This is a genomic window from Bordetella sp. N (genome assembly GCF_001433395.1).
Taxonomy (GTDB): domain Bacteria; phylum Pseudomonadota; class Gammaproteobacteria; order Burkholderiales; family Burkholderiaceae_B; genus Bordetella_C.
Window position 1 is genome coordinate 6571584 of the sequence record NZ_CP013111.1, and the last position, 22473, is coordinate 6594056.

The window sequence follows — 22473 nt, forward strand, 5'->3', positions numbered from 1 at the left end:
GAACTCAGCGTTTCTGCAAGATGCGCGTGGTGGCCTCCACCAGGCGCGCCAGGCCGGCGTCGACCCGCCCGCCCGCGATGTGGACGCGCAGGTAGCGGCGGCCGCGTTCGGCCAGCACCTGCAGGTCACCGATGGCCTGCGCCGCCTGTACCGTGCCGAAGCTGATCTTGCGGTCCGGGATGGGCAGGTCGTGCTCGGGGTCGGCGGTGATCTGCAGGAACACGCCGCTGTTGGGGCCGCCCTTGTAGGCCTGGCCGGTGGAGTGCAGGAAGCGCGGGCCGAAGCCGCCTACCGTGGCCACGCGGCGCTGGTCGCGCAACAGCGTGCGCAACGTGGTGATGGCTTCTTCATGCGCCGGATTGCGGGAGATGTAGGCCAGCACGGCGGCGTAGTCACCCGTACGCAGGCGCGCCAGATGGGCGCCCAGCACACCATCGAGCGTGCCGTCGGCGCGCAGCGCGTCATCGCCGTAGAAGGTCAGGTCGCCGTCGGTCAGCAGCGGGGTTTCTTGCGCCAGCTTGCCGGTCTTTTCGTACGCATCCGTCAATGCGCGGGTCTTGATCTTGCTGGCTTCGACGTCGGGCTGGTCGAAGGGATCGATGCCGATCACCGCGCCGGCGACGGCGGTGGCCACTTCCCAGCGGAAGAATTCCTGGCCCAGCGCGTCGGCGCGCGGCAAGGTGACGCGCACCACCGGATGGCCGGCATCGGCCAGGGCCTGTATGGGGGCGTCCAGCTTGTCGTCATCGCCCGCGCAATACAGGTAGGCGAACACGCGGTCCTGGCCGTAATCGTCGGGCTTGCCGACCGGTTCCAGGTCCACGGGGACGATGCCCTTGCCATGTTTGCCGGTGGATTCAGCCACCAGCTGTTCCAGCCACGAACCCACGCTGGCCAGGGTCGGCGATGCGAACACGGTCAGCTTGTCGCGGCCGGACACGGCGGCCGCGCCCAGCACGGCGCCCAGGCGCACGCCAGGATTGGCGGCGGGCGGCGCCGACGGACCGCAGGCGCGCACCATGGGCTGGGTCGCGTCCATGAAGGCCGCGACATCGTGGCCCAGCACGCCCAGGGGCACCAGGCCGAATACCGACAGCACCGAGTAGCGGCCGCCGATGGTCGGGTCGCCATGGAAGATGGCCCGATAGCGCGCTGCCTTGGCGGCCGCTTCCAGCTTGGAGCCGGGGTCGGTGACGGCCACGAAGTGGTCGCCGGCCTTGTCCGCGCCCACCGCCTTCACGGTGGCGGCATGGAAATAGGCGTTGAGGATTTCGGGTTCCAAGGTCGAGCCGGATTTGCTGGACACGATGAACAGCGTGCGCGCGATGTCGATGGCGCGTTCCACCGCGCCGATCTCATCGGGGCTGGTGGAGTCCAGGGCATGCAGCTTCAGGCCCTTGCCCGCGGTGCCCAAGGTTTGCGCCAGCACTTCCGGGCCCAGGCTGGACCCGCCCATGCCCAGCAGCACGGCATGCGTGTAGCCGGCGGCCTGCACGGCCTGCGCCACTTTGGCGATGGCGGCCCGGTCGGCCTGCTTGCCCTGGCCGGCGGCGAGCCAGCCCACCCATTTATTTTCCGGGCCGCCCGTCCACATGCTGGCATCGCCTTGCCACAGACGGCGCGACCAGCCTTCGGCGCGAGCCCGTTCGAGCGCTTTGCCGGCGGCATCTTCAAGGGCCTCCGGCAGTTGATAGGCAACCCCGTTCAGGCGCTCGCCCAAAAAGGTGTTGCGCTTGTTCGCCACCGAGCCCAGCAGGGCATCGAAGGCGTCCGAGAACTGGCGTGCGCCGTCGTCCACCAGGTCGGTGGTGACGTCGTCCAGGTGCAGCCCAAGCCGTTGGGTTTCGTCCAGGATGTGCTGCGCGCCGGCCACGTCCTGCGTCAGCGCGGGGGACACCGTGCCGCCGTGGCGGAAGGCATCCATGGTGGCCGAGGGCATGGTGTTGACGGTATTCGGGCCGATCAGCGTGTCCACGTAAAGCGTGGCGGGATAGGCCGGATTCTTGGTGCCGGTGGACGCCCACAGCAGCCGCTGCGGCTGGGCGCCGTGCTCGGCCAGGGCCTTCCAGCGATGGCTGGCGATGAGTTGCTGGTAGTCCTGGTAAGCCAGCTTGGCATTGGCGATGGCCACCTTGCCTTGCAGCGCCTTCAGCGCGCCGGCCTCGGGCGCGCCGCCGGCCACGCGGTCCGCGATGGCCTTGTCGATGCGCGCGTCGATGCGGCTGACGAAGAAGCTGGCGACGCTGGCCACGCGGGAGATGTCGCCGCCGGCCTTGACGCGTTGCTCCAGTCCCTGGACATAGGCATCGGCCACCTGGGCGTAGGCGTCACGCGAGAACAGCAAGGTAACGTTGACGTTGATGCCTTCGGAAATCAGCTGGCGGATGGCGGGTACGCCCTGCACCGTGCCGGGCACCTTGATCATCACATTGGGCCGCTTGACGGCCTGCCACAGGCGGCGCGCCTCGACCAGGGTGGCTTCGGTGTCGTAGGCCAGATAGGGCGAGACTTCCAGGCTGACGTAGCCGTCCCTGCCTTCGAGCTTGTCGTAGACCGGGCGCAGCACATCGGCGGCGGCCTGGATGTCCTGGACCGCCAGGTGTTCGTACACCGCGCCCGCGTCGTTGTCCGCCTTGGCCAGGAAGTCGTTCATGGCGCTGTCGTAGGCGCTGCCGTGGCCGATGGCTTTTTCGAAAATGGACGGATTGGACGTGACGCCGGTCAGGCTGTCCTCGGCCACGAGCTTGGCCAGCCCGCCGTTGGCGATGAATTCGCGGCTCAGGAAATCGAGCCAGATGGCCTGGCCGGCCTGGGCCAGTTGGCGCAGTTTGTTGTTGCTGTCAGTGCTCATTGAATACTCCCGTGCTTCTTGGCCTGGTCGCGCGCGGCGCGCACCACATTTTCTATCGTGAATCCGAATTTCGCTTGTAATTTCGAGATCGGCGCCGATGCGCCAAAGCTGTGCATCACGATCTTATCGCCTGTCGCGCCCACATAGCGGTCCCAGCCCAGCGGGCCGGCCTGCTCCACCGCGACCCGGCCGGCCACGGACGGGGGCAGCACGCTGTCGCGGTAGGCAGCGTCCTGCTCCTCGAACAGATCCCAGCTGGGCATGGAGACGACCCGGGCCGCGATGCCCTCGTCCTTCAATTGTTCATAGGCCTGCAGGCACAGCGCCACCTCGCTGCCGGTGGCCATCAGGATGACCTGCGGGGTCTTGGGGGCGCAGTCGGCCAGTACGTAGGCGCCTCGCGCGGTATTGCTGGCGGCGGCGTACCTGGTCCGGTCCAGGGTGGGCAGCGGCTGGCGCGACAGCACCAGCGCGGTGGGGCGATGCTGCTGTTGCAGGGCGATGCGCCAGGCCTCGGCCGTTTCGTTGGCGTCGCAGGGCCGCAGCACGCGCATGCTGGGGATGCCGCGCAGCTGCGCCATTTGTTCGATCGGTTGGTGGGTCGGCCCGTCTTCACCCAGCCCGATCGAATCGTGAGTGAACACGAAGACCACCGGCAGCTCCATCAGCGCGGCCAGCCGCATGGGCGGCTTCATGTAGTCGCTGAAGATAAGGAACGTGGCGGTATAGGGGCGCAGGCCGCACAACGCCATGCCGTTGGCGATGGCGCCCATGGCATGTTCGCGCACGCCGAAGTGCATATTGCGTCCGCTGGGCGTGTCGGCCTGCAGGCTGCCCGCGCCGTCGAAGGTCAGCAGAGTCTTGGTGGACGGGGCCAGATCGGCTGCGCCGCCCAGTATCCACGGGATGTCCCTGGCGCAGGCATTGAGGACCTGGCCACCGGTTTCACGGGTGGCCTTGCCCTTGGCGTCGGCCGGGAAGACCGGAATGTCCTTGTCCCAGCCTTCGGGCAGGGTGATGTCCAGCTGATGCCGCAGTTCGGCGGCCAGGGCCGGGTCGAGCGCCTTCCAATTGTCCTGCCATTGCTGCCAGCCCTTGTCGACGCGCTGCTTCATGGCATCGCGCAGGCGGTCGCGCACCTCGTCCGGAACGCGGAACTGGGCGTCTTCGGACCAGCCGAAAGCCTTCTTGGCCAGGCGCACTTCGTCCTCGCCCAAGGCTTCGCCGTGCGCGGCCGCGGTGTTCTGCTTATGCGGGGCGCCGTAGCCGATGATGCTGTCGACCACGATCAGCGTGGGACGGTCATGGGTGGCTTGAAATTGTTCGATGGCGCGCGCCAGCGCCTCGGTGTCGTTGGCGTCGCGCACGTGGATCGTGTTCCAGCCGTAGGCGGCGAAGCGGGCCGCGACGTCTTCGGTGAAGGCCAGCTCGGTGTGGCCTTCGATGCTGATGGTGTTGTTGTCGTAGATCCAGCAGAGATTGCCCAGCTTCTGGTGGGCCGCCAGCGACGCGGCCTCGCCGGATACGCCTTCCATCATGTCGCCGTCGCCGCAGATGACGTAGACGTTGTAATCGAACAGGGTCTTGCCGGCCTGGTTGTAGCGGCTGGCCAGGTGACGCTGGGCCAGCGCCATGCCGACGCTGTTGGCGCAGCCCTGGCCCAGGGGGCCGGTGGTGGTTTCCACGCCGGTGGTCAGGCCGTATTCAGGATGGCCGGGGGTCTTGGAGTCGAGCTGACGGAATTGCTTGATGTCGTCCAGGCTGACGGCCGGCTTGCCGGTGGGCTTGTCATGGCGGTCCAGTTCAACCACGCCGGCCAGGTGCAGCAGGCCATACAGCAGCATGGACGCATGGCCGGCGGACAGCACGAAGCGGTCGCGATTGGGCCAGTCGGGATGCGCGGGGTCATAGCGCAGGAAACGGCTCCACAGCGTATAGCCCACGGGGGCCAGGGCCATGGGCGTGCCAGGATGGCCGGAGTTGGCCTTCTGCACGGCGTCCATCGCCAGGGTGCGCAGGGTGTTGATCGCCAGTTGATCGAGCGGGTCGGATGCGGGGGTGGGGGAGGGGGTCATCGAAGCTCTCACGGAATGCCAGGGGGGCGCCATTGCGGCGACGTGAACCGCGCGAACGCGCAAGCCGCATGCCGGACGGCGCCGCCTGGGTGTACCCAACTCCCTGCCAGGCGGCTCGTCGGGACGCGGCTAGGCGGCCGCCTTCTTGACTGCCTTCTTCGCGGCCTTTTTTGCCGCTTTGCTTGCCACTTTGCTCGCCGTTTTTCCGGCGACCGTCTTAACGGCCTTCTTCGCCGCTTTCTTCGCGGCGGACTTGCCTGCCGCGCCGCCTTCCGGCACCGGCACGCCGGTATCGCTCTGCGGCACGGGCTTGCCGGCCGCGCTGCGCAGCGCCGTGTTCCAGACGAACGCGCCGCCTTCCAGGCCGGCGTCGTTGGAGCCCAGGCGCACATGCTTGGGCAACTTCAGGTCGACGCGCGCGGAATTGCCGCCGCCCAGGTAGATGCGGTCCGGACGCAGCAGGATGGTCATCAGGTCGAGCGCGCGCGCCAGCCGCTTGTTCCAGCGCTTGCGACCGATTTTCTTGCGTTCCGCTTCGCCCAGGTATTCGTCATAAGTGCGGTTCTTATGGATGGGATGATGGGCGATTTCCATGTGCGGCATCAGTTCGCCGTCACGGTACAGCCCCGTGCCGATGCCGGTGCCCAGCGTCATCACCAGTTCCAGTCCCTTGCCCGAGATCAGCGCCAGGCCCTGCAGGTCGGCATCGTTGAGCAGCTGGACGGGCGTGCCGCTGGCGGCTTTGGAAATGGCCCCCGCCAGGTCGTAGCCTATCCATTCCGGACTTTCCAGATGGGCAGCCGTGTAGACATGCCCTTTGCGCACCACGCCTGGGAAGCCGACCGCGATGCGGTCGTAGGCGGGTAGCGTCTTGACCATCTCGCCAAGCTTTTCCAGCAATAACGCCGGCGGGCAAGGGTGGGGCGTGGCCACTCGCACGCGTTCCACTTGCATATGGCCTCGATCGTCGATGACCGTGGCCTTCAGGCCGGTTCCACCAATATCGATCGCAAGAATGCCGGGCTTCATCTGCAAGGTCCTCCTGGTGTGCCGCGCGCCCCGCGAGATGCGGGGAGCTCTGCGGTACGGTACACCAAGCGGCGGTTACATGGGTATCCGCCGGGTATCAGCCAGCAACCTTGCAGAAGGCTGAGTGCGCCGTGGGCGCCGGTATCAAGCCTGCGGCGTCGTCACGCGCACGGTCAGCTTGCCGCCCAGATACAGCGCGGTGACGTCGGCGCTGCCGGGGCCCACGTCGAAGGGCTTGGCGACGGCGCCCGTTGTCACGACATCGTCACGCTTGAGGGTGATGCCATGGTTGGTCGCATGTTCGAAGAGAAAGCGCAGGGCCTGCACGGGATCGATGGCGTCGTCGCCGGTCAGCCCGCGGCCCACGGCGAGTCCGTCCACCTGTTCTTCCACCGTCTTCACCACGCGGCTGATGTGCGCCGGGTCGATGCGTTCGCCCAGGATGTGGGCGCCGAAGCCGACGTTGTCGCCGACGAAGCTGGGCCAGCCCACCGTGCGGCGATCGACGAAGCGCGACTGCACGAGTTCGAAGGCCACGTGGGTCGAGGCCACCGCGCGCATCGCGTCGGCGGGCGCGGTGCCCGGCGCGACGTCGCGGCTCAGCACGAAGGCGATTTCGAATTCCACGGTGACCGGCGCCGCACACGGCAGTTGCACCGTCGAGCCCGGGGGATGGAAGCGTTCGGCGAACAGCCGGCCCACCAGCGGGCGTTCCAGGTTGCCGGCGGCCATGGCGGACACGCTGCCCACACCCAGCTTCCAGCCCTTGGGCGTTTCGCCCAGCGCCTGCGCATGGGCTTCCTGGATGGCGTAGCCTTGCGCGAGCGTGCCGGGCCGCAGCTCGGCGGGCAATTCAGTCAGTTGGCGGCCGCTGCGGCCGGCTTGCACCAGCAGGTCGGCGGGGGCTTTGGGGTCAAACGGTTGTGCCACGGTAGGTTCTCCTGGATCTGGATCAAAGACTTAGGTCAATAACTTCGGAACGGATGCGACCAGCATCGCGATGCCGGATGCCGTCAGGGTGGTAAGCACGATGCGCCGGAAGGTGAGATCGCTGACGCCGACGTAGACGCGTCCGCCGATCAGTGACGTGACCAGCACGATGGGCGCGACGATGGCGAAATTGGGCAGCATGTCGCGCGTGATCATGCCGGTGGCGCAATAGGTGACCAGGGTGACGGTCAGCATGGTCAGGTTGAAGTTCTGGATGACGCCGCGCTGAGTGTCGCGGTCGAAGCCGCGCAAGGTGCACCAGAGCGTGGGGATGACGCCGGAAAAGCCGCCCATGGCGCCCATGGCGCCGCCGACGATGCCGATGGCGCCATCGGCGCCGCGGCCGCCCATGGTCAGGCGCGGTATGCGCGGCGCGATCAGCATGATGGGACACCACACCGCCAACAGGATGCCAAGGAAGGCCTTGAACAGCAGCGGGTCCAGCAGCGGCAGCACTTTCAGTCCCAGGGGCAGGCCCGCCAGGCCACCCAGCACGAAAGGCAGGACATTGCGCCAGTTCACTTTGCGGCGGACGGTGAAGGCGGCCAGCACCTGGCCCACCCAGCCGCCGAACACGGCCAGGGTCGCCGCCAAAAGGGGATCGAGCACCCAGGCCCAGAACGACAGGGACACCAGGCTGAAGCCGAAGCCGGTCAGACCTTGCAGAAACCCGGCACAGGCCGCGCCGGCGATCACGATGGGGAAGGTGTTCATGCTGCCCTGGGAGGAAACATCGGATTCTGACAAATTTCCGTCGCCCTGGCTTGTTGCACTGCGGCGACAGGGATTACCAGGACTTTGTTCTCGCGGCGGTCATAGTCATGAGGAATGAGGTTGATATGCAATATCATTGGGGCGCTTACTCAAACTCCCCCCCTTGTTCATGAAAGATTCCAATACCGCGCTGCTGGCTGCCGAGCCCATGCTGCGCAAGCCCGCTGTCGCCAATACCAATGGCCGCCGCGGCAGCTTCCTCAAATGGTTGCGCAAGACGCATAGCTGGATCGGGCTGTGGGGCGCGCTGCTGGGCCTGATGTTCGGTCTTACCGGGTTTTTTCAGAATCACCGGGCGGTGATGAAGATAGAGGCGGGCAGCCAGCAGGTGTCCACCTTGCGTTTGAACCTGCCTTCGCCGGCGCCGAGCGATCCTGATGCCATGAACAAGTGGCTGCAACAGGAGCTGAAACTGCCGCGGCCGGCGGAGCGCGTGCAACGCGAAAAGGCGCATCCGGTGGCCTGGGGTGACCAGAGCGCGATCCAGCCCGAGCGCTGGCAGCTGAACTTCCGCGCGCCGAATTACACCGCGCAGGCGGAATACTGGGTGGGGGCCAACCAGGTCAACGTGCGGCGTGTGGAGCCGGGCATCATGGGTGTGCTGGAGAACCTGCACCGCGCCAACGGCGTCGGCGTGGCGTGGGTATTGATTGCCGACACCATCGCCGGGGCCATGATCCTGCTGTCCCTGACGGGGGTGCTGCTGTGGACCGGCCTGAACAAACGCCGCACCGTCGGCGCCGCCATCTTCGGCGTGTCCATCGTGGCGACCTTGTTCGTCGTCAACGCGACGCTGGGATAAGCGGTTCAAGCAAAAGGGCGAATCCCTTTAGGGATTCGCCCTTGATCATTTCTCCCCAGTTGCGCGCAGCCGCCATAGCGAAGTCACTTCCCGTGACCGCGCCGCGTGCAGCGCATCGTCCACATCCTGCACCTTGCCATGGCGCGGCCTGGCATCGAGCCGGCCGACCACCTCCAGCCCCGCGTCGGCGATCCATTCCAGCAAAGTCTCGCGGCTGCGCAGGCGCAGATGCTCGGCCAGGTCGGAAATGATCAGCCAACCTTCGCCGTCCTTCGTCAGATGCGCGGCCAGGCCGGCCAGGAATCCCCGCAGCATGCGGCTGTCAGGATCGTAGACCGCGTATTCGACAGGCGCGCTGGGCTTGGCCGGCACCCAGGGCGGATTGCAGACCACCAGGGGCGCCCGGCCGGCCGGGAACAGATCCGCCTGCTCGACCTGAACCTGCTTCGCGTAGCCCAGGCGGGCCAGGTTTTCCTTGGCGCAGGCCAGGGCCCGCGGATCCTGATCCGTCGCTACGACTCGGGGCACGCCCCGCCGTGCCAGCAGCGCGGCGATCACGCCGGTGCCGGTGCCGATGTCATAGGCCAGGCCCTGCTCCGCGGTGGCCGCGGGCGGCAGCGGGGCCTGCGCGATCAGATCCAGGTATTCCCCGCGCACGGGGGAGTACACGCCATACCAGGGGTGGATATGGGCCCCGCCCAGGGCCGGCACGGGCACGCCCTGTTGGCGCCACTGCCAGGCGCCGACCAGGCCCAGCAGTTCACGCAGCGACGCCACGTAGGGCTGGGTGGCGGGCCCGTGCGCTTGCTCGCAGGCCTCCCGCACGTCAGGCGCGCGCCGCAGGGGCAGCACGTGGCCTGCGTCGAAAGGCAACAGCAGCAGGTTCAACGCCCGCGCCCGCTGGGCCCGGGCCTGACGGTGCAAGTGGAATGCGTGAGGGAAGTCTTCCAGGGCGTTTTTCTTGCCGGTGGGAGCGGCAGCGGCCATATCCTGGGCGGTTTTCGCGCCGGCGGGAGCGGCAGCGGCAATATTCAGCGAGGCTTTTGCGTCAGTGGGGCGAGCCGCGGCTTTTGCCTGCTTGGCTTTTTTGCCCGTGGGAGCGGCGGTGGCCTTTTTCCGGTTATCCATCCGCCGGGTCAGCGCCTGGAGCAACTGCCGCGCGTTCTGGAAGTCGCCGCGCCAGAGCAGGGCGGTGCCTTCGTTGACCATCCGGAAGGCCGTATCGGCCGTCATCGTGTCATCGGCGACCACCACCCGGCGGGGCGGCGGCGCCGCGCTTTCCGAATGCCAGGCCGCCTGGCGTTCTTCGTCCCTCTCGGTCCAATGCAGGATGGCAGGGCTGGCGGTCATGGAAACTCCGGAATAGGTCAGTCAAAAAACAACCCACCATGATAGCGCCCCACCCGACCTTCCCCGCAGCACCCGAACGCACCGCACCCGGCGCGACGACCGCGGCGCCCCCCGCCCTCAACGCCTGGGGGCATGGCACCCGGCGCGACGAAGGCCGCTTGCCAAGCCGCCGCCTTCGCGCTCAGCGGCCGAGCGTGTCGCGCACGCGCGACGGGCCTGCGGGCCCCCCGGCCGCCGCCTCCGCCCTCAGCGCCTGGGCGCACCGCGCCCGGCGCCCAGGCGCAATCAACGCGGCGGGCGCCAGCCCGCCGCGGCCCACCCGCGGCGCGGGCGACGGCTGTCGCCCAGTGTCCCCACCCTCTACCTCACGCAACGCATCAAACCCTTGACCTATATCAATGATTTGTAAAGGTTTTGTTCCCCCCTGACAGAACCTGAAAGAGTTTCGTAGAATCTCACCGCTTATTGCCCCGCCGCGGCAACCTCATCACCTGTTGCTGCGCCGCAACTCCTTGCCCGGCCAGCAAATTACCGCTGGCCCCCCTGCAAGGGCATGTCAAAATTTGCGTTGCTTACTTCCCGCTTATAACGAGCTTATTTCCGAGACACACCGCTTTGAAGCTCCTGCCTTCCGCCCGTACGCTTGCCGGCACCTTCCTGGCCGTCACCCTGGCCTTCGCCGCCTCCGCGCGCGCTGCCCAGCCCGCCGCTGCCCAGAACCCCATCTTCGTTCTGAACTCGCTCGACGCCTCCGTCAGCGTGCTTGAGCCGGGCACCTACAAGGAACTGCGCCGCATCCCCACGGGGAAAGAGCCGCATCACCTGTACTTCTCCCCGGACCAGAAGTCCCTGATCGTCGCCAACGCCACCAGCGATTCGCTGACCCTGATCGACCCGCGCACGGCCCAGGTGCAACGCACCCTCACCGGCATCGTCGACCCCTATCAGCTGCGTTTCTCGCCGGACATGAAGTACTTCGTGACGGCCGCCAATCGCCTCAACCACGTCGACATCTATCAGTACGTGCCGCAGGCGTCGGGCTTCGACCTGAAGCTGCTCAAGCGCGTCAACACCGGCAAGACCCCCAGCCACATCGGCATCGACAGCAAGAGCACCACCTCCTATGTGTCGATGCAGGACAGCGACGAGGTCTACGCCATCGACCTGGCCACGCAGAAAGTGAAGTGGGTCCTGCCCGTCGGCAAGATCCCCGCCGACGTCTACGTCGTCCCCGGCGACAAGGTCATGCTGGTGGCGCTGACCGGCGATTCCTACGTCGAGGCCTATGACCTGACGCAGTCGCCCGCCAAGCTCATCACCCGCATCAAGACCGACAAGGGCGCCCACGCTTTCCGCACCCAGGGCGACGGCCGCCATATCTTCGTCAGCAATCGTGCCGCCAACACCATCAGCCGCATCGACATGCAGACGCTGACCGTGACCGACAACTACCCCGCGCCCGGCGGCCCGGATTGCATGGACGTGCTGGCCGGCGGCAAGACGCTGCTGGTGACGTCGCGCTGGATCCGCAAATTGACGGTGATCGATCTGGTCAAGAAGGATGTCGCCCAACAGACGACGGTAGGACGCTCGCCCCATGGCGTGTGGACGCTGGACCATGTCTCGATGCAATAAGGCCGTCGCCGCCGTCCTCCTGGGGGCAGCCGCCTGCCAGGCGGCGGTGGCCGCGCCGGCGCCCGCCACCTGCGCCAAGCCCGTCTATATGACCTTCGATACCGGACATATGGGTGTGGCGCCGCTGGTGGCGCAGGTGCTGCAAAAGCACCACGTGCCGGCCAGTTTTTTCCTGGCCAACGAACGCACCCAGACCAACGGTTCGTCGCTGGACGACCAGTGGGCCCCCTGGTGGAAGGCTCGCGTGGCCGACGGCGCCGTATTCGGCTCGCATACCTACGATCACGTGTATTGGCTCAAGGACCTGCCGGACGGCAAGTTCCTGGTGCGGCCCAGTGCCGGCCCCAATCAGGGCAAGAAGGAAGTGTTCACCGCCGCGCAGTATTGCGACGCCTTGAACGCGTCGGCCCGGCGCTTCCAGCAGATGACCGGGGCACGGATGGCGCCGCTGTTTCGCGCGCCGGGCGGCCATACCTCGCCCGCGCTGCTGAAGGCCGCGCTGGCTTGCGGGTATCACCACGTCGGCTGGGCGCCCAATGGGTTCCTGGGCGATGAACTGCCCAGCGACAAGTATCCCAACCAGCGCCTGCTGGAGCGCGCGCTGGAAAACATAAGGCCCGGCGACATCCTGATGGCGCACCTGGGTATCTGGTCACGCCAGGATCCCTGGGCGCCGGCGGTGCTGGAGCCGCTGATCACCGGATTGCAGGCCAAGGGCTACTGTTTCCAGACCCTGGCCCGGCATCCGGAATACGGCAAGTGGGCCACCGCCGCGACCGTGGCGAGCAACACAAGCAAGTAGCAACACAAGCAAGCAGCAACACAAGCAAGCAGCAACACAAGCAAGCAGCAACACAAGCAAGCAGCACAGGTAAGCCCGAGAGACTCATCGCATGGACACCATCAATCACTACATCGGCCTGGCGCAGGACTGGCTGTTCGAGTTCCTGATCCAGCCGGTGCTTTACCACCTCGGCTTCGCCGGGGCGTTGGAAGACGCCTACGACGCCACCTTGTGGCTGCTGGCCGGTATCGCACAGATCATCGTCCTGCTCTGCGTGATCGGGCCGCTGCAACGCTGGCGGCCGGTGGAAAAAGTGCTGAACCGCAAGGAGATCCGGCTTGACGTGCTGTACACGGTGATCCACCGCCTGGGCCTGTTCCGCGTGGCCTTGTTCTTCTCGGTCGATCCCCTGTTCGACAGCTTTTTCGGCCAGATGAAGGTCTGGGGTTTCTCCACTTTCCAGCTGGACAACCTGTGGCCCGGCATCACGGATCACGCTCTGGTCAGCCTGGCCATCTATCTGGTGATCTTCGACCTGGTCGAGTACCTGTACCACCGCGCCCAGCACAACATCGAATGGATGTGGCAGCTGCACGCCGTGCATCACAGCACCCGCCAGATGACGATGTGGAGCGACAACCGCAATCACCTGCTCGACGACCTGCTGCACGACGCCGTGATCGTGGTCATCTCGCAATTGATCGGCGTGCCGCCGGCCCAGTTCGTGGCCATCGTCGCCATCACCCAGCTGATCGAAAGCCTGTCGCACGCCAACCTGCGCATGAGCTTCGGCAGTATCGGCCAGCGCCTGCTGGTCGGCCCCAAATTCCATCGAGAGCACCACGCCATCGCCTATCAGACGACGGCCACCGGCAAGGTCATCGGCAATAACTACGCCGTGCTGTTCCCCATCTGGGACATCCTGTTCCGCACCGCCCATTTCAAGGGCAATTACGGCGCCACGGGTATCGCCGACCAGCTGCCGGAAGCCGGCGGCCGCGATTACGGCCGCGGCTTCTTCGCGCAGCAGTGGCTGGGCTTCAAGCGCCTGGCCGGAGCGTTCCGGCGCCGGCCGCGCGGGGCATCGTGATCTCGAACACGGTGCCGGCGCCCGTGGAGGACGTGGCTTGCACCGTCCCGCCGTGCGCATCGACGAACTTCTTCACGATGTAGAGGCCCAGGCCCAAGCCGTTGCGTGATGTGCGGCTTTCCGGGCTGGCCTGGAAGGCATTGAAGAGATCCGGCAGTTGGGCAGGCGGAATCAGGCCCCCATTGCGGACCCGCACACGAATGCGGTCAGCCTGCTGGCCGTCGATGTCGATGGCAACCGGCGCCTCGGCCGTGCCATGCTGCAAGGCATTGCCGATCAGGTTGGACAGCACCTGCGAGAACCGGTCGACGTCGACCTTGCCCACGGTGTCGCCATGGGCCGTCAGCTCGACGCGCGCGCGCTGTTGCGGCTCGGCGATCTCCTCGATGATGGCCTGGCACATGTCGCGATAGTCGATTTGCGCCGGCTCCAGCACCAGGCCATTGGAACGGATGCGCGCCACGTCCAGCAACTGGTCGACCATCTTGGCCATGCGGCCGGCGCTGAACTTGATGCGCCGCGCATTGGTGCAGACCTGGGGATCGTCGTTGGTACGCAGCAGCAGCTCCGAACCATGCAGGATGGCCGACAGCGGATTGCGCAGATCGTGACCCAGCACCGCCGTGAACATCTCGTTCAAGGTCAGCGCCTGGCGCAATTCTTCAAGCTGGCGGGCCAGCTGCTTGCGCTGCGTGTACAGCTCGACGAAGACGTTGACCTTGCTGAGCAGCACGTCGTTGTCGATGGGCTTGTACATGAAGTCGACGGCGCCCGCTTCGTAGCCGCGGAAATGCGCGTCGCGCTCGTGCGTGGCGGCGGTCAGGAAGATCAGCGGCACGGTGCGCGTGCGGTCGCTGCCGCGCACCAGCTCGGCCAGCTCGAAACCGTTCATCTGCGGCATCTGCACATCGACCAGCGCCAGCGCGACCTCATTGGTCAGCAGCAGCTCCAGCGCTTCCACGCCGGAATTGGCCTTCAGCACGTTAATGCCCGGCCGGCTCAGCAGCGCCTCGAAAGCGACGAGGTTCTGCTTGATGTCATCGACGACCAATATATTGATGTTTTCGGTCACGGCTAACGGTCCCTTGATACAGGCGGAATAGTGTGGGCCAGCGCGGCCAGGCTGCGCGCGAGCGCGGCCGGGCCGGTTACCAGGTCGGCGCCGGCGCGCTCGATGGCAAAGCCCGGCATGGCGGGGGCGTCGGCGCTGGCGGGGTCTTGCACCCAGGCGCGTCCGCCCATTTCTCTTACGGTTTTCAAACCACTCGCGCCGTCGGCACTGCCGCCGGTCAGCACGATGGCGAGCAGGCGCTCGCGATAGGCGACGGCGGCGGATTCGAACAGCAGATCGATGGAGGGCCGGGAATAATTCACGGCCTCGTCCTGCGACAGCGCGAAGCTGCCGTCGGGCTCGACCAGCATATGGTAATCGGGCGCGGCGAAATACACCGTGCCGGCTTCAATGGGCGCCTTGTCTTCCACTTCCTTGACGGGCAGGGCGCAGCGCGGCGCGAACAGCGCCGGCAGCAGGCTGTCGCGGTCAGGCGGAATGTGCAGCACGATGGCCACGGCCGCCGGAAAATCGGCCGGCAGCGCGGTCAGCAAGGTACTCAGCACTTCCACGCCGCCGGCGGACGCGCCGATGGTGACCAGCTCGACGGCGCCGTGCGTAGGGGCGGCAGCCGGCGTGGCAGTCCTGGAAGAGGCCAATGACGTGCCCCCCGAGGCAAAGGACGATCGTGGGCTCATAGGCGCTGGTAGATCCTTTCCTGGCGGTCCAGCTCCAGGAACTGCGCGGCCTGGCTGGTGTAGCGCAGGCTTTCCTTGGAGCCCAGGCCCAGGAATCCGCGCCGTACCAGCGCCTCATGGAACAGAGCGGTGGCGCGGTCCTGCAGCTCGCGGTTGAAGTAGATCAGGACGTTGCGGCAGGAGATGAAGTGCACCTCCGAGAACACGCTGTCCGTCGCCAGGCTGTGGTCGGCGAAGACCACATGCTCACGCAGCCGCCGGTCGAAGCGGGCATCGTGCAGGTTCGATGTGTAATAGTCGGACAGCGACCCCTTGCCGCCCGCGGCGCGGTAGTTCTTGCTGAATTGGGCGATGCGGTCCAGGGAGTAGATCCCGCTTTCCGCGGCGCGCAGTGCGTCCGGGTTGATGTCGGTAGCGTAGATCAGCGAGCGCGCCAGCAGGTCTTCTTCTTCCAGCAGGATGGCCAGCGACCAGACTTCCTCGCCGCTGCTGCAGCCGGCCACCCACAGCTTGACGGACGGATACGTCTTGAGCACCGGCACCACCACGTCGCGCAGGGCGCGGAAGTAGGTCGGGTCGCGGAACATCTCGCTGACCTGGACGGTGAAGAACTGCAGCATCTGCGCGAATATCGCCGGTTGATGCAGCACCTTCTCCTGCAACTGGGAAACCGACGTGCACTCGAAGTGCTCCATGGCCTGCTGCACGCGCCGCCGCATCGACGACACGGCATAGCCGCGGAAATCGTGCTGGTAGCGCAGGTACACGCCCTCCAGCAGCAGTTTCAGTTCGATGTCGAAAATGGCGTCCATGGTCGGGCTTACTTGGGCATCCAGACGCGGCACAGCGACACCAGCTTGTCGATGTCGATGGGCTTGGCGATGTAGTCGTTGGCGCCCGCGTCCAGGCAGTTCTTGCGGTCATCGACCATGGCCTTGGCCGTCAGGGCGATGATGGGCAGGTCGCGCAGCAGCGCCTGCTTGCGGATTTCGCGGGTGGCCGTCAGACCGTCCATTTCCGGCATCATCAAGTCCATCAGCACCACGTCCACCGCGCTGTCGCGTGCCAGGAAATCGAGCGCTTCGCGGCCGTTGCGGGTGACGATGATCTCCGCGCCCAGCGGCTCCAGCACGCTGGACAGGGCGAAGATGTTGCGCACGTCGTCTTCCACCAGCAGGATGCGGCGGCCTTCGAACACGGCGTCGCGCTGGCGGGCCTGCAGCAGCAGCTTCTGTTGATCGGGCGGCAGCGAGGCCTCGACCCGGTGCAGGAACAGGGTGACTTCATCGACCAGGCGTTCCGGCGATTTGGCGCCCTTGATGATGATGGAACGGGAATAGCGGCGCAGCCGGGTCTCCTCGTCCCGCGTCAGCGCGCGGCCGGTGTAGACGATGACGGGCGGAAACGCGTACTTGCCGCCGCTGGCCATCTGCTCCAGCAGATCGTAGCCGGACGCATCGGGCAGCATCAGGTCCATCACCATGCAGTCGAAGGTGTGCGTGGCAACCTGCTCCAGGGCATCGGCCACCGTGCCGCACATGGTGATTTCCACGTCGTCGGCGCCCAGCAGCAAGGCAATGCTTTCGCGCAGCGTGGCGTCGTCCTCGACGACCAGGATGCGGCGCGCGCGCGTCTCCAGCTTTTCTTCCACCTTGGCGAACGCGGCGATCAGTTCTTCCCGGTCCACCGGCTTGACGGCGTAACCGACGGCGCCCAGCTCCAGCGCGGTCTGTACGTGGTCAGCCACGGAGATCATGTGGATGGGGATGTGGCGCGTTTGCGGGTCCCGCTTGATCTGGTCCAGCACGCTCAGGCCCGACTGGTCGGGCAAGCCGACGTCCAGCAGGATGCCGGACGGGCGCAGCTCGCGCGCCAGGCGCAGCGCGTCGCCGCCGTTGGCGGTCAGCACGCAGTCGAAGCCCTGTTCGTGCGCCACTTCATAGAGGATGTCGGCAAAGCGTTGATCGTCTTCGATCACCAGCACCAGGCGGTCGAAGCGGCGATCGTGGACGTCGCCGCGCGGCAAGGCCGCGGGCACCGTAGCGCCGGTATCGTCCAGCGCCGCCGCCGCGCCGGGCGCGGCCGGCCTGGCCGCGGGCAAGCTGGCAGGGATGGGATCCCCGTAGGAGAACCCGCTGCTGGCGGTTTCGGATTCGTTGCGGCTCTGCGCGGTAGACGCTTCCGGCGCGTCCTTGGGGGCCGCGCCGGCGCCCTTGGGCACCAGGCTGGACGGCGCGATGGTGGCCTGGTCCAGTTGCGTGCTGACTTCCGCCGTGAAGGTGCTGCCCTTGCCGGGGGTGCTGCACACACGCAGCGCGCCGCCCAGCAGACGGGTCAGTTCCCGCGAGATCGACAGCCCCAGCCCGGTGCCGCCGTACTTGCGGCTGGTGGTGCCGTCGGCCTGGCGGAAGGCTTCGAAAATCACGTCCTGCTGCTGTTCGGGAATGCCGATGCCGGTATCGGTGACCGCGAAAGACACGCGCGCGTCCGCTGCGCCCGCCACGGTCAGGGTCACCTCGCCCTGTTCGGTGAACTTGAAGGCATTCGCCAGCAGGTTCTTCAACACCTGCTGCAGCTTGCTGCGGTCGGTGATCAGGTTGTGCGGGGCGCTGTCTTCGACGACCACGCGGAAACCCAGGCCCTTGCTGGCGGCGATGGGCTCGAACATCTGGCGCAGGGCTTCCAGCAGGCCGTTGAGCGACGCCACGCTGGTCTCCATGTCGACGTGACCCGCTTCGATCTTGGACAGGTCCAGGATATCGTTGATCAGCGACAGCAGATCGCTATTGGACGCGTGGATGGTGCGTGCATAACGCTGGATTTCCGCGGTGGCCAAGGTGCTGGACTTGGGACCGGCCAGCATCTGCGACAGGATCAGCGAGCTGTTCAGCGGCGTGCGCAGCTCGTGCGACATATTGGCCAGGAATTCCGACTTGTAGCGGTTGGCGCGGTGCAGTTCCTGGGCGTTGATTTCCAGGGCGTGCTGGGCCTTGAGCAAGTCGCGCTTCTGCCGTTCCAGACGTGAAGTATGTTCTTCCAGCTGGGTATTGCTCTGGATCAGGTCGCTTTGCTGCTGCTCCAGCCGCTGTTGCGACTCGCGCAAGGCACGGCCCTGTTCTTCCAGCTCCTCGTTGGAGACCCGCAGTTCTTCCTGCTGGGTCTGCAGTTCCTCGCTCTGGCGCTGGGTTTCTTCCAGCAGGTCGCGCAGGTGTTCGCGGTACAGGGCCGAGCGCAAGGCCACGCCGATGTCTTCACCGGCGCTGTCCAGCAGCGTCAGCACCTGCGAAAAATCGCCATTGCGCAAAAAGGCCAGTTCGATGACGCCCTGGATGCGTCCCTCGGCGCGCACCGGCGCCAGGATCAGCGTGCGCGGCTGCCCCTGGCCCACCGAGGACCGTACCGCGGCATAGTTATCGGGCAGGTCGCGCACCACCAGCGCTTCGCCGTGAGTGGCGACTTCCTGCGCCAGGCCGGCGCTGGCCGGCGTGTCGCTGCGTTCGCAGGCAAAACCACCGATCCAGGTGAGGGCCCCGCGGTCCAGCCGGTGGATGGCGCCGATCTGCGCGTCCAGGTAGCGGGCCAAGGCGTACAAGGCATTGCGGCCGACGTCTTCCACTGTCTGTTCGCCCAGCAGGTCCTTCGACACCGTGGCATTGCCCTCCTGCAACCAGGCCAGGGCTTGCGACTTGATGCGGGCGCCGATCACCTGCATCACCAGCGTGGCCGTGGCGAAGATCGTGATCACGCCGAAGGTGCGGTTGATCACGTTGCGTAGCTGGATGTCGTTGCCCAAGGGCAGGAAGGTGCCCGCCACGATCAGGACCATCTCGATGATGGCGACCACGACAGGCAGGTATTTATTACGCTGGAATACGCTGAGCGCGACCGGGATGATGTAGAAAACCCAGACTGCGACTCCCAGCTGTGTGACGACATCCGTCCCGAAAATCAATGCGCTGAGCGCGGCGATGCCGACGAATACCGGCATATCGTCTTTGTTTTGAGTGTGCATGGGACGCGATTAAGGGGCTGATCCTGAGGGTACTATGGATAGTACCGCACGTTACTTAGTGTATCGGCAAAAAGCGTGCCGTCAGCAAGTAGCGTGCCTGAAGGTGGAGTCATGCCAGGATCTTGCGTGGGGGCGCGCTTCAGGCCGCGCGACTTGGGTCGTGCGCCCAGCGGGCGGGGCCGCTATTCCTCGTGGGACGCCAGCTCGCGCGGTGCGCTCCCTGCCGGCGCAGTGTGCGCGTTGCGATGCTTGGCCGACCTGGCGATCCACTTGTCCAGCTTGTGCAGGGCGCCCAGGATGATGAGCGCCAGCACGGTGGCGAACACTGCCGTGGCCTCCCGTCCAAGGCCGGCGGCCACGCCGATGGCGGCGGTCAGCCAGATGCTGGCCGCGGTGGTGAGGCCCTTGATCTGGCCTTCCTCGCTCATCTTGATGATGGCGCCGGCGCCCAGGAAGCCGATGCCGGCGATCACGCCCTGCAGGACGCGGCTGACGTCGTTGACGGGCATGCCCGATTGCAGCGGTACCAGGACGAACAACGCGGCCCCCAGCGAAACCAGCATGTGCGTGCGCAGCCCCGCGGGCTTGCCCGTGAGTTGGCGTTCGTAGCCGAGGATGCCGCCCAGGATGACGGCCAGCATCAGGCGCACGAACACGCGCGTGAAGGCGGCCAGGTCCTGCAGGTCTGAAAATTCTTCCCGGACCGTGTTCCAGATGACATCGATGCTACCGGCCATGCCACTCCTTCGGCGCTTTGGGGATGCCCCCAAAAAAATAAAGACTCACTAACCGCCGCTGGCGGGCCTGCTCACGCGCAGGCAGGCACGTGCTCACAGGCCGCCAAGAAATCCAGCACGGCGTGATTGAACGCCCGCGGATTCCCCAGGTTCATGCCATGCGACGAGCCGGGGATATCCACCCGGCGCACATTGGGCAGCAGATTTTGCAAAATATCCAGGATGGCGGGGTAGGGCGCCGGGCTCAGCGCGCCACCGATCAACAGCACGGGCTTGTCCATGGCCCGCGCGGTGTTTTCGCTCAGCCGATAGCCCGCCTCCCGGCCCTGTCCCAGCAGGGTGTTGGCGTTGTCGATCACCATGTCCTTGAACCAGGGCACCATGCGGCGCCAGGTGTCGGGCCCGGTCACGGTGTCGATGAACAACGCCAGGCCACCTTCGACGTCGCCCGCGCGTATCGCTTCCATGGCGTGCTTGCGGAAATCGCCGCGCCGGTCTTCCTCGTCGTTGACCGACAAACCGGGGTCGGCCAGCACCAGGCTGCGCACCAGGGCGGGATGCTGGCGCGCCAGTTCGTAAGCGACTCGGCCGCCGCGGGAGTGGCCCACCACGTGGGCCGCCTTGCCGGCCACCGCCTGCTCCAGGAAGACAGCCATGTCATCGACATGCTGCTGCAGGGAGAAGTCGTCGCTGTCGCCGTCCCAGCGTTCCGGCCAGTGATGGCGCAGGCTGACGCTCAGGGTCTGGTAGCAGCGCGCCAGCGGCGGCATCTGGTATTTCCAGTAGCGCAGGTCGCAGAGCGACCCATGCAGGAACAGCAAGGGCGTGCCCTGGCCGGCCGTGGCATAGGCCAGGGCGTGACTGCCGAGATCGGCGTGAAGAATTTCAGGTGTGTATTCGGATCGCATGGGGCGCGGCTGGACGACGGGCGGCAAGGACAACGTAACTTCGATTCTAGCGCTCCAGTGCTACCCCTTACATCGGATGGACATCAGGCAGGGGGGCAGGTAGCTTTGACGTTCGAAGCGCGGCGCTCAAAAACCACATCCAAGAGAGCTCTTATGACGACAAGCGATCCCCAGGAGGAGGGGGATGTGGGGGCATACACCCTTGCCTATCGCAGGCTCGGCCCGCTGGCGTTGCGGGTCCCGGTCGATTGGGCCATGGATCCCTTCAATGTCCTCAACTGGCGTCATCACCTGCTCAGCCTCAGATGGATGGACGTGCTCGCACCCGCCACCTTGCGGGCCTTCCTGGCCGATTTTCACGACTTTCATTTTGTCCGCAAGCAGGCCAACAGCATGGTCGGCACCGCCAACGGCGATCACACCACGACCATACGGTTGGAATACCTGGGCACGTTCCGCGCCGTGTTCCAGGGTCAGGGAGACCGCAAGGGGGTGATACTTTGTGAACGCCTGATGCGGGAGGACATGGTCGCCTTGTTGTCGCCGGCGGTGTACCGGCCGGGCCACAACCACGGCGTGATGGCGGATACCGCCTTGCTGGAGGCGCTCGATGCCATGGGGTCCGACGACATGGACCTGCGCGAGTCGGTCGTGCGCCGGGGTATGGCTTCACAGGCGGCGCTGTATGACGAAGCCGGCGTGACGCGGGAACACTCGGTTTCGTACCAGGAGCACAACTATCCCGTGGTGTTGCGTTTCCTGCGCGCGGCGGCAGCAGGGCTGACCGAGGTCCAGCGTGCGCAGCAGGGGCGTCTGGCCAATGCGTCGCGCGAGTTATGCGCGTACTTCACGCGGTCGAACGGCCAGTTCTTTCCCATAGGCGATTCCTTTCGGCTGCCGAATGCGGCGATCCTGGCGGCGCATCCGGAGATCGATCCTGCCGTGGCCCGGCCGGACGATCCCGTGGATGCGGCCGAGCGGCTTTACTGCAAGAGCGGGTTTTTTTCGTATATCAGGGAGCTGCCCGGGCCCAGGGTGCATTTCGTCGCCACGGCCACCTGGAACTCCGCGCATCACAAGCAGGACGATGAGCTGTCGTTCTGTCTGGAGCTGGATGGGCGGATGGTGTTCGACGATCCCGGCTACAGCGACGCGGCGAATCCCGGCGTGACGAAGGCACTGGGCACGGCGGACGTGCATAGCGCCGTGACGGTGGCGGACGCGCCCTTCGGCGGCAGAAGCCGCAGGCCCACGGGTTCCGGCTTGCGTAGCTGGTCGCGCCATGAGGGGGGATTCGAGCTGAGGGGCAGCCATTCCCGCATTCCGGGCATCGTCGTCAGCCGCTGCTGGACCTTGACGGGCAACAAGCTGACGCTCACGGACTGGATCAAGGTTTCGGGGGGTGAGGGGGAGGGTGTGGCGGCCGACGGCAACTTACGTCTGGGCATGCACGGTTTTGTCCTGGCCCCTGACGTCGCGTTCGTGGAAATCGATGGTTGCATCCACCTGTCGCGAGGTGGAGATCCGGTCGGTATGGTGAGAGCCTCCGACAGCAGCGGCACCTGGAGCGCCGCGCCCGTGCCTTACGTGGGCACCGACCGGCGCCAGATAGACCAGACCACGCGCCTGGTCTATACCGCCCCGGCCCACACCGCCCACGTTTTTGAATTCACCTTCGCCTGACGGC

Annotated in this window: 17 protein-coding genes; 5 read left to right on the top strand and 12 right to left on the bottom strand. The window is 66.1% G+C overall.

The window, feature by feature from the left end; all coding sequences use genetic code 11:
* Positions 1 to 4: 4 nt before the first annotated feature.
* The 5 genes from ASB57_RS28385 to ASB57_RS28405 all read right to left on the bottom strand — a co-directional run bounded on the left by ASB57_RS28385 (position 5) and on the right by ASB57_RS28405 (position 7659).
* Complete coding sequence (locus tag ASB57_RS28385; protein WP_057655269.1) at positions 5 to 2851, bottom strand: bifunctional transaldolase/phosoglucose isomerase; 2847 nt, start codon at positions 2849 to 2851, stop codon at positions 5 to 7.
* Positions 2848 to 4926 carry a transketolase gene (tkt, locus tag ASB57_RS28390; RefSeq protein ID WP_057655271.1) on the bottom strand — a complete coding sequence of 693 codons (2079 nt, stop codon included), beginning with the start codon at positions 4924 to 4926 and terminating at the stop codon, positions 2848 to 2850. Before tkt ends, ASB57_RS28385 begins: the two co-directional genes overlap by 4 nt.
* A gap of 129 nt (positions 4927 to 5055) precedes the next feature.
* Positions 5056 to 5955 (bottom strand): ROK family protein, encoded by a 900-nt coding sequence (locus ASB57_RS28395; RefSeq protein ID WP_082621904.1) that lies wholly within the window; start codon positions 5953 to 5955, stop codon positions 5056 to 5058.
* Positions 5956 to 6099: 144 nt separating this feature from the next.
* Positions 6100 to 6885 carry a 2-keto-4-pentenoate hydratase gene (locus ASB57_RS28400; protein ID WP_057655273.1) on the bottom strand — a complete coding sequence of 262 codons (786 nt, stop codon included), beginning with the start codon at positions 6883 to 6885 and terminating at the stop codon, positions 6100 to 6102.
* Positions 6886 to 6915: 30 nt separating this feature from the next.
* Positions 6916 to 7659 (bottom strand): sulfite exporter TauE/SafE family protein, encoded by a 744-nt coding sequence (locus ASB57_RS28405; RefSeq protein ID WP_057655275.1) that lies wholly within the window; start codon positions 7657 to 7659, stop codon positions 6916 to 6918.
* A gap of 169 nt (positions 7660 to 7828) precedes the next feature.
* Here ASB57_RS28405 and ASB57_RS28410 point away from each other — a divergent pair, with 169 nt between their 5' ends.
* Positions 7829 to 8521: a PepSY-associated TM helix domain-containing protein gene (locus ASB57_RS28410; protein ID WP_057656525.1), complete on the top strand. Its 693-nt coding sequence runs from the start codon at positions 7829 to 7831 to the stop codon at positions 8519 to 8521.
* A gap of 45 nt (positions 8522 to 8566) precedes the next feature.
* Here the strand turns inward: ASB57_RS28410 and ASB57_RS28415 are convergent, their stop codons facing one another.
* Entirely contained in the window at positions 8567 to 9871 is a 1305-nt protein-coding gene (locus tag ASB57_RS28415) for a class I SAM-dependent methyltransferase (protein WP_057655277.1), read from the bottom strand.
* Between the two features lie 657 nt (positions 9872 to 10528).
* Between ASB57_RS28415 and ASB57_RS28420 the strand changes: the two genes are divergently transcribed.
* From ASB57_RS28420 to ASB57_RS28430, 3 genes are all read left to right on the top strand, one after another.
* Complete coding sequence (locus ASB57_RS28420) at positions 10529 to 11506, top strand: YncE family protein (protein WP_369822886.1); 978 nt, start codon at positions 10529 to 10531, stop codon at positions 11504 to 11506.
* Positions 11490 to 12308: a polysaccharide deacetylase family protein gene (locus tag ASB57_RS28425; protein ID WP_057655279.1), complete on the top strand. Its 819-nt coding sequence runs from the start codon at positions 11490 to 11492 to the stop codon at positions 12306 to 12308. Before ASB57_RS28420 ends, ASB57_RS28425 begins: the two co-directional genes overlap by 17 nt.
* Positions 12309 to 12399: 91 nt before the next feature.
* Positions 12400 to 13380 (top strand): sterol desaturase family protein, encoded by a 981-nt coding sequence (locus ASB57_RS28430; protein ID WP_057655282.1) that lies wholly within the window; start codon positions 12400 to 12402, stop codon positions 13378 to 13380.
* Here the strand turns inward: ASB57_RS28430 and ASB57_RS28435 are convergent.
* The 6 genes from ASB57_RS28435 to ASB57_RS28460 form a co-directional block, all read right to left on the bottom strand.
* Positions 13331 to 14452 carry a hybrid sensor histidine kinase/response regulator gene (locus ASB57_RS28435; protein WP_057655284.1) on the bottom strand — a complete coding sequence of 374 codons (1122 nt, stop codon included), beginning with the start codon at positions 14450 to 14452 and terminating at the stop codon, positions 13331 to 13333. The two genes, ASB57_RS28430 and ASB57_RS28435, sit on opposite strands and share 50 nt — an antisense overlap.
* A gap of 2 nt (positions 14453 to 14454) precedes the next feature.
* Positions 14455 to 15129, bottom strand: coding sequence for a chemotaxis protein CheB (locus ASB57_RS28440; RefSeq protein ID WP_082621905.1), 675 nt, complete (start codon positions 15127 to 15129; stop codon positions 14455 to 14457).
* Positions 15126 to 15941, bottom strand: a complete 816-nt coding sequence (locus ASB57_RS28445; protein WP_057655289.1) for a protein-glutamate O-methyltransferase CheR — start codon at positions 15939 to 15941, stop codon at positions 15126 to 15128. Before ASB57_RS28445 ends, ASB57_RS28440 begins: the two co-directional genes overlap by 4 nt.
* 8 nt (positions 15942 to 15949) lie before the next feature.
* A complete protein-coding gene (locus ASB57_RS28450) occupies positions 15950 to 19141 on the bottom strand; it encodes a response regulator (protein WP_057655291.1) in 3192 nt (1063 codons plus the stop codon).
* A 182-nt stretch (positions 19142 to 19323) separates the two neighbouring features.
* Positions 19324 to 19878 carry an MgtC/SapB family protein gene (locus ASB57_RS28455; RefSeq protein WP_057655293.1) on the bottom strand — a complete coding sequence of 185 codons (555 nt, stop codon included), beginning with the start codon at positions 19876 to 19878 and terminating at the stop codon, positions 19324 to 19326.
* A gap of 71 nt (positions 19879 to 19949) precedes the next feature.
* Entirely contained in the window at positions 19950 to 20786 is an 837-nt protein-coding gene (locus ASB57_RS28460; protein WP_057656527.1) for an alpha/beta fold hydrolase, read from the bottom strand.
* A 186-nt stretch (positions 20787 to 20972) separates the two neighbouring features.
* Here ASB57_RS28460 and ASB57_RS28465 point away from each other — a divergent pair, with 186 nt between their 5' ends.
* Positions 20973 to 22469 (top strand): heparinase II/III family protein, encoded by a 1497-nt coding sequence (locus ASB57_RS28465; RefSeq protein WP_197424883.1) that lies wholly within the window; start codon positions 20973 to 20975, stop codon positions 22467 to 22469.
* Positions 22470 to 22473: the final 4 nt, after the last annotated feature.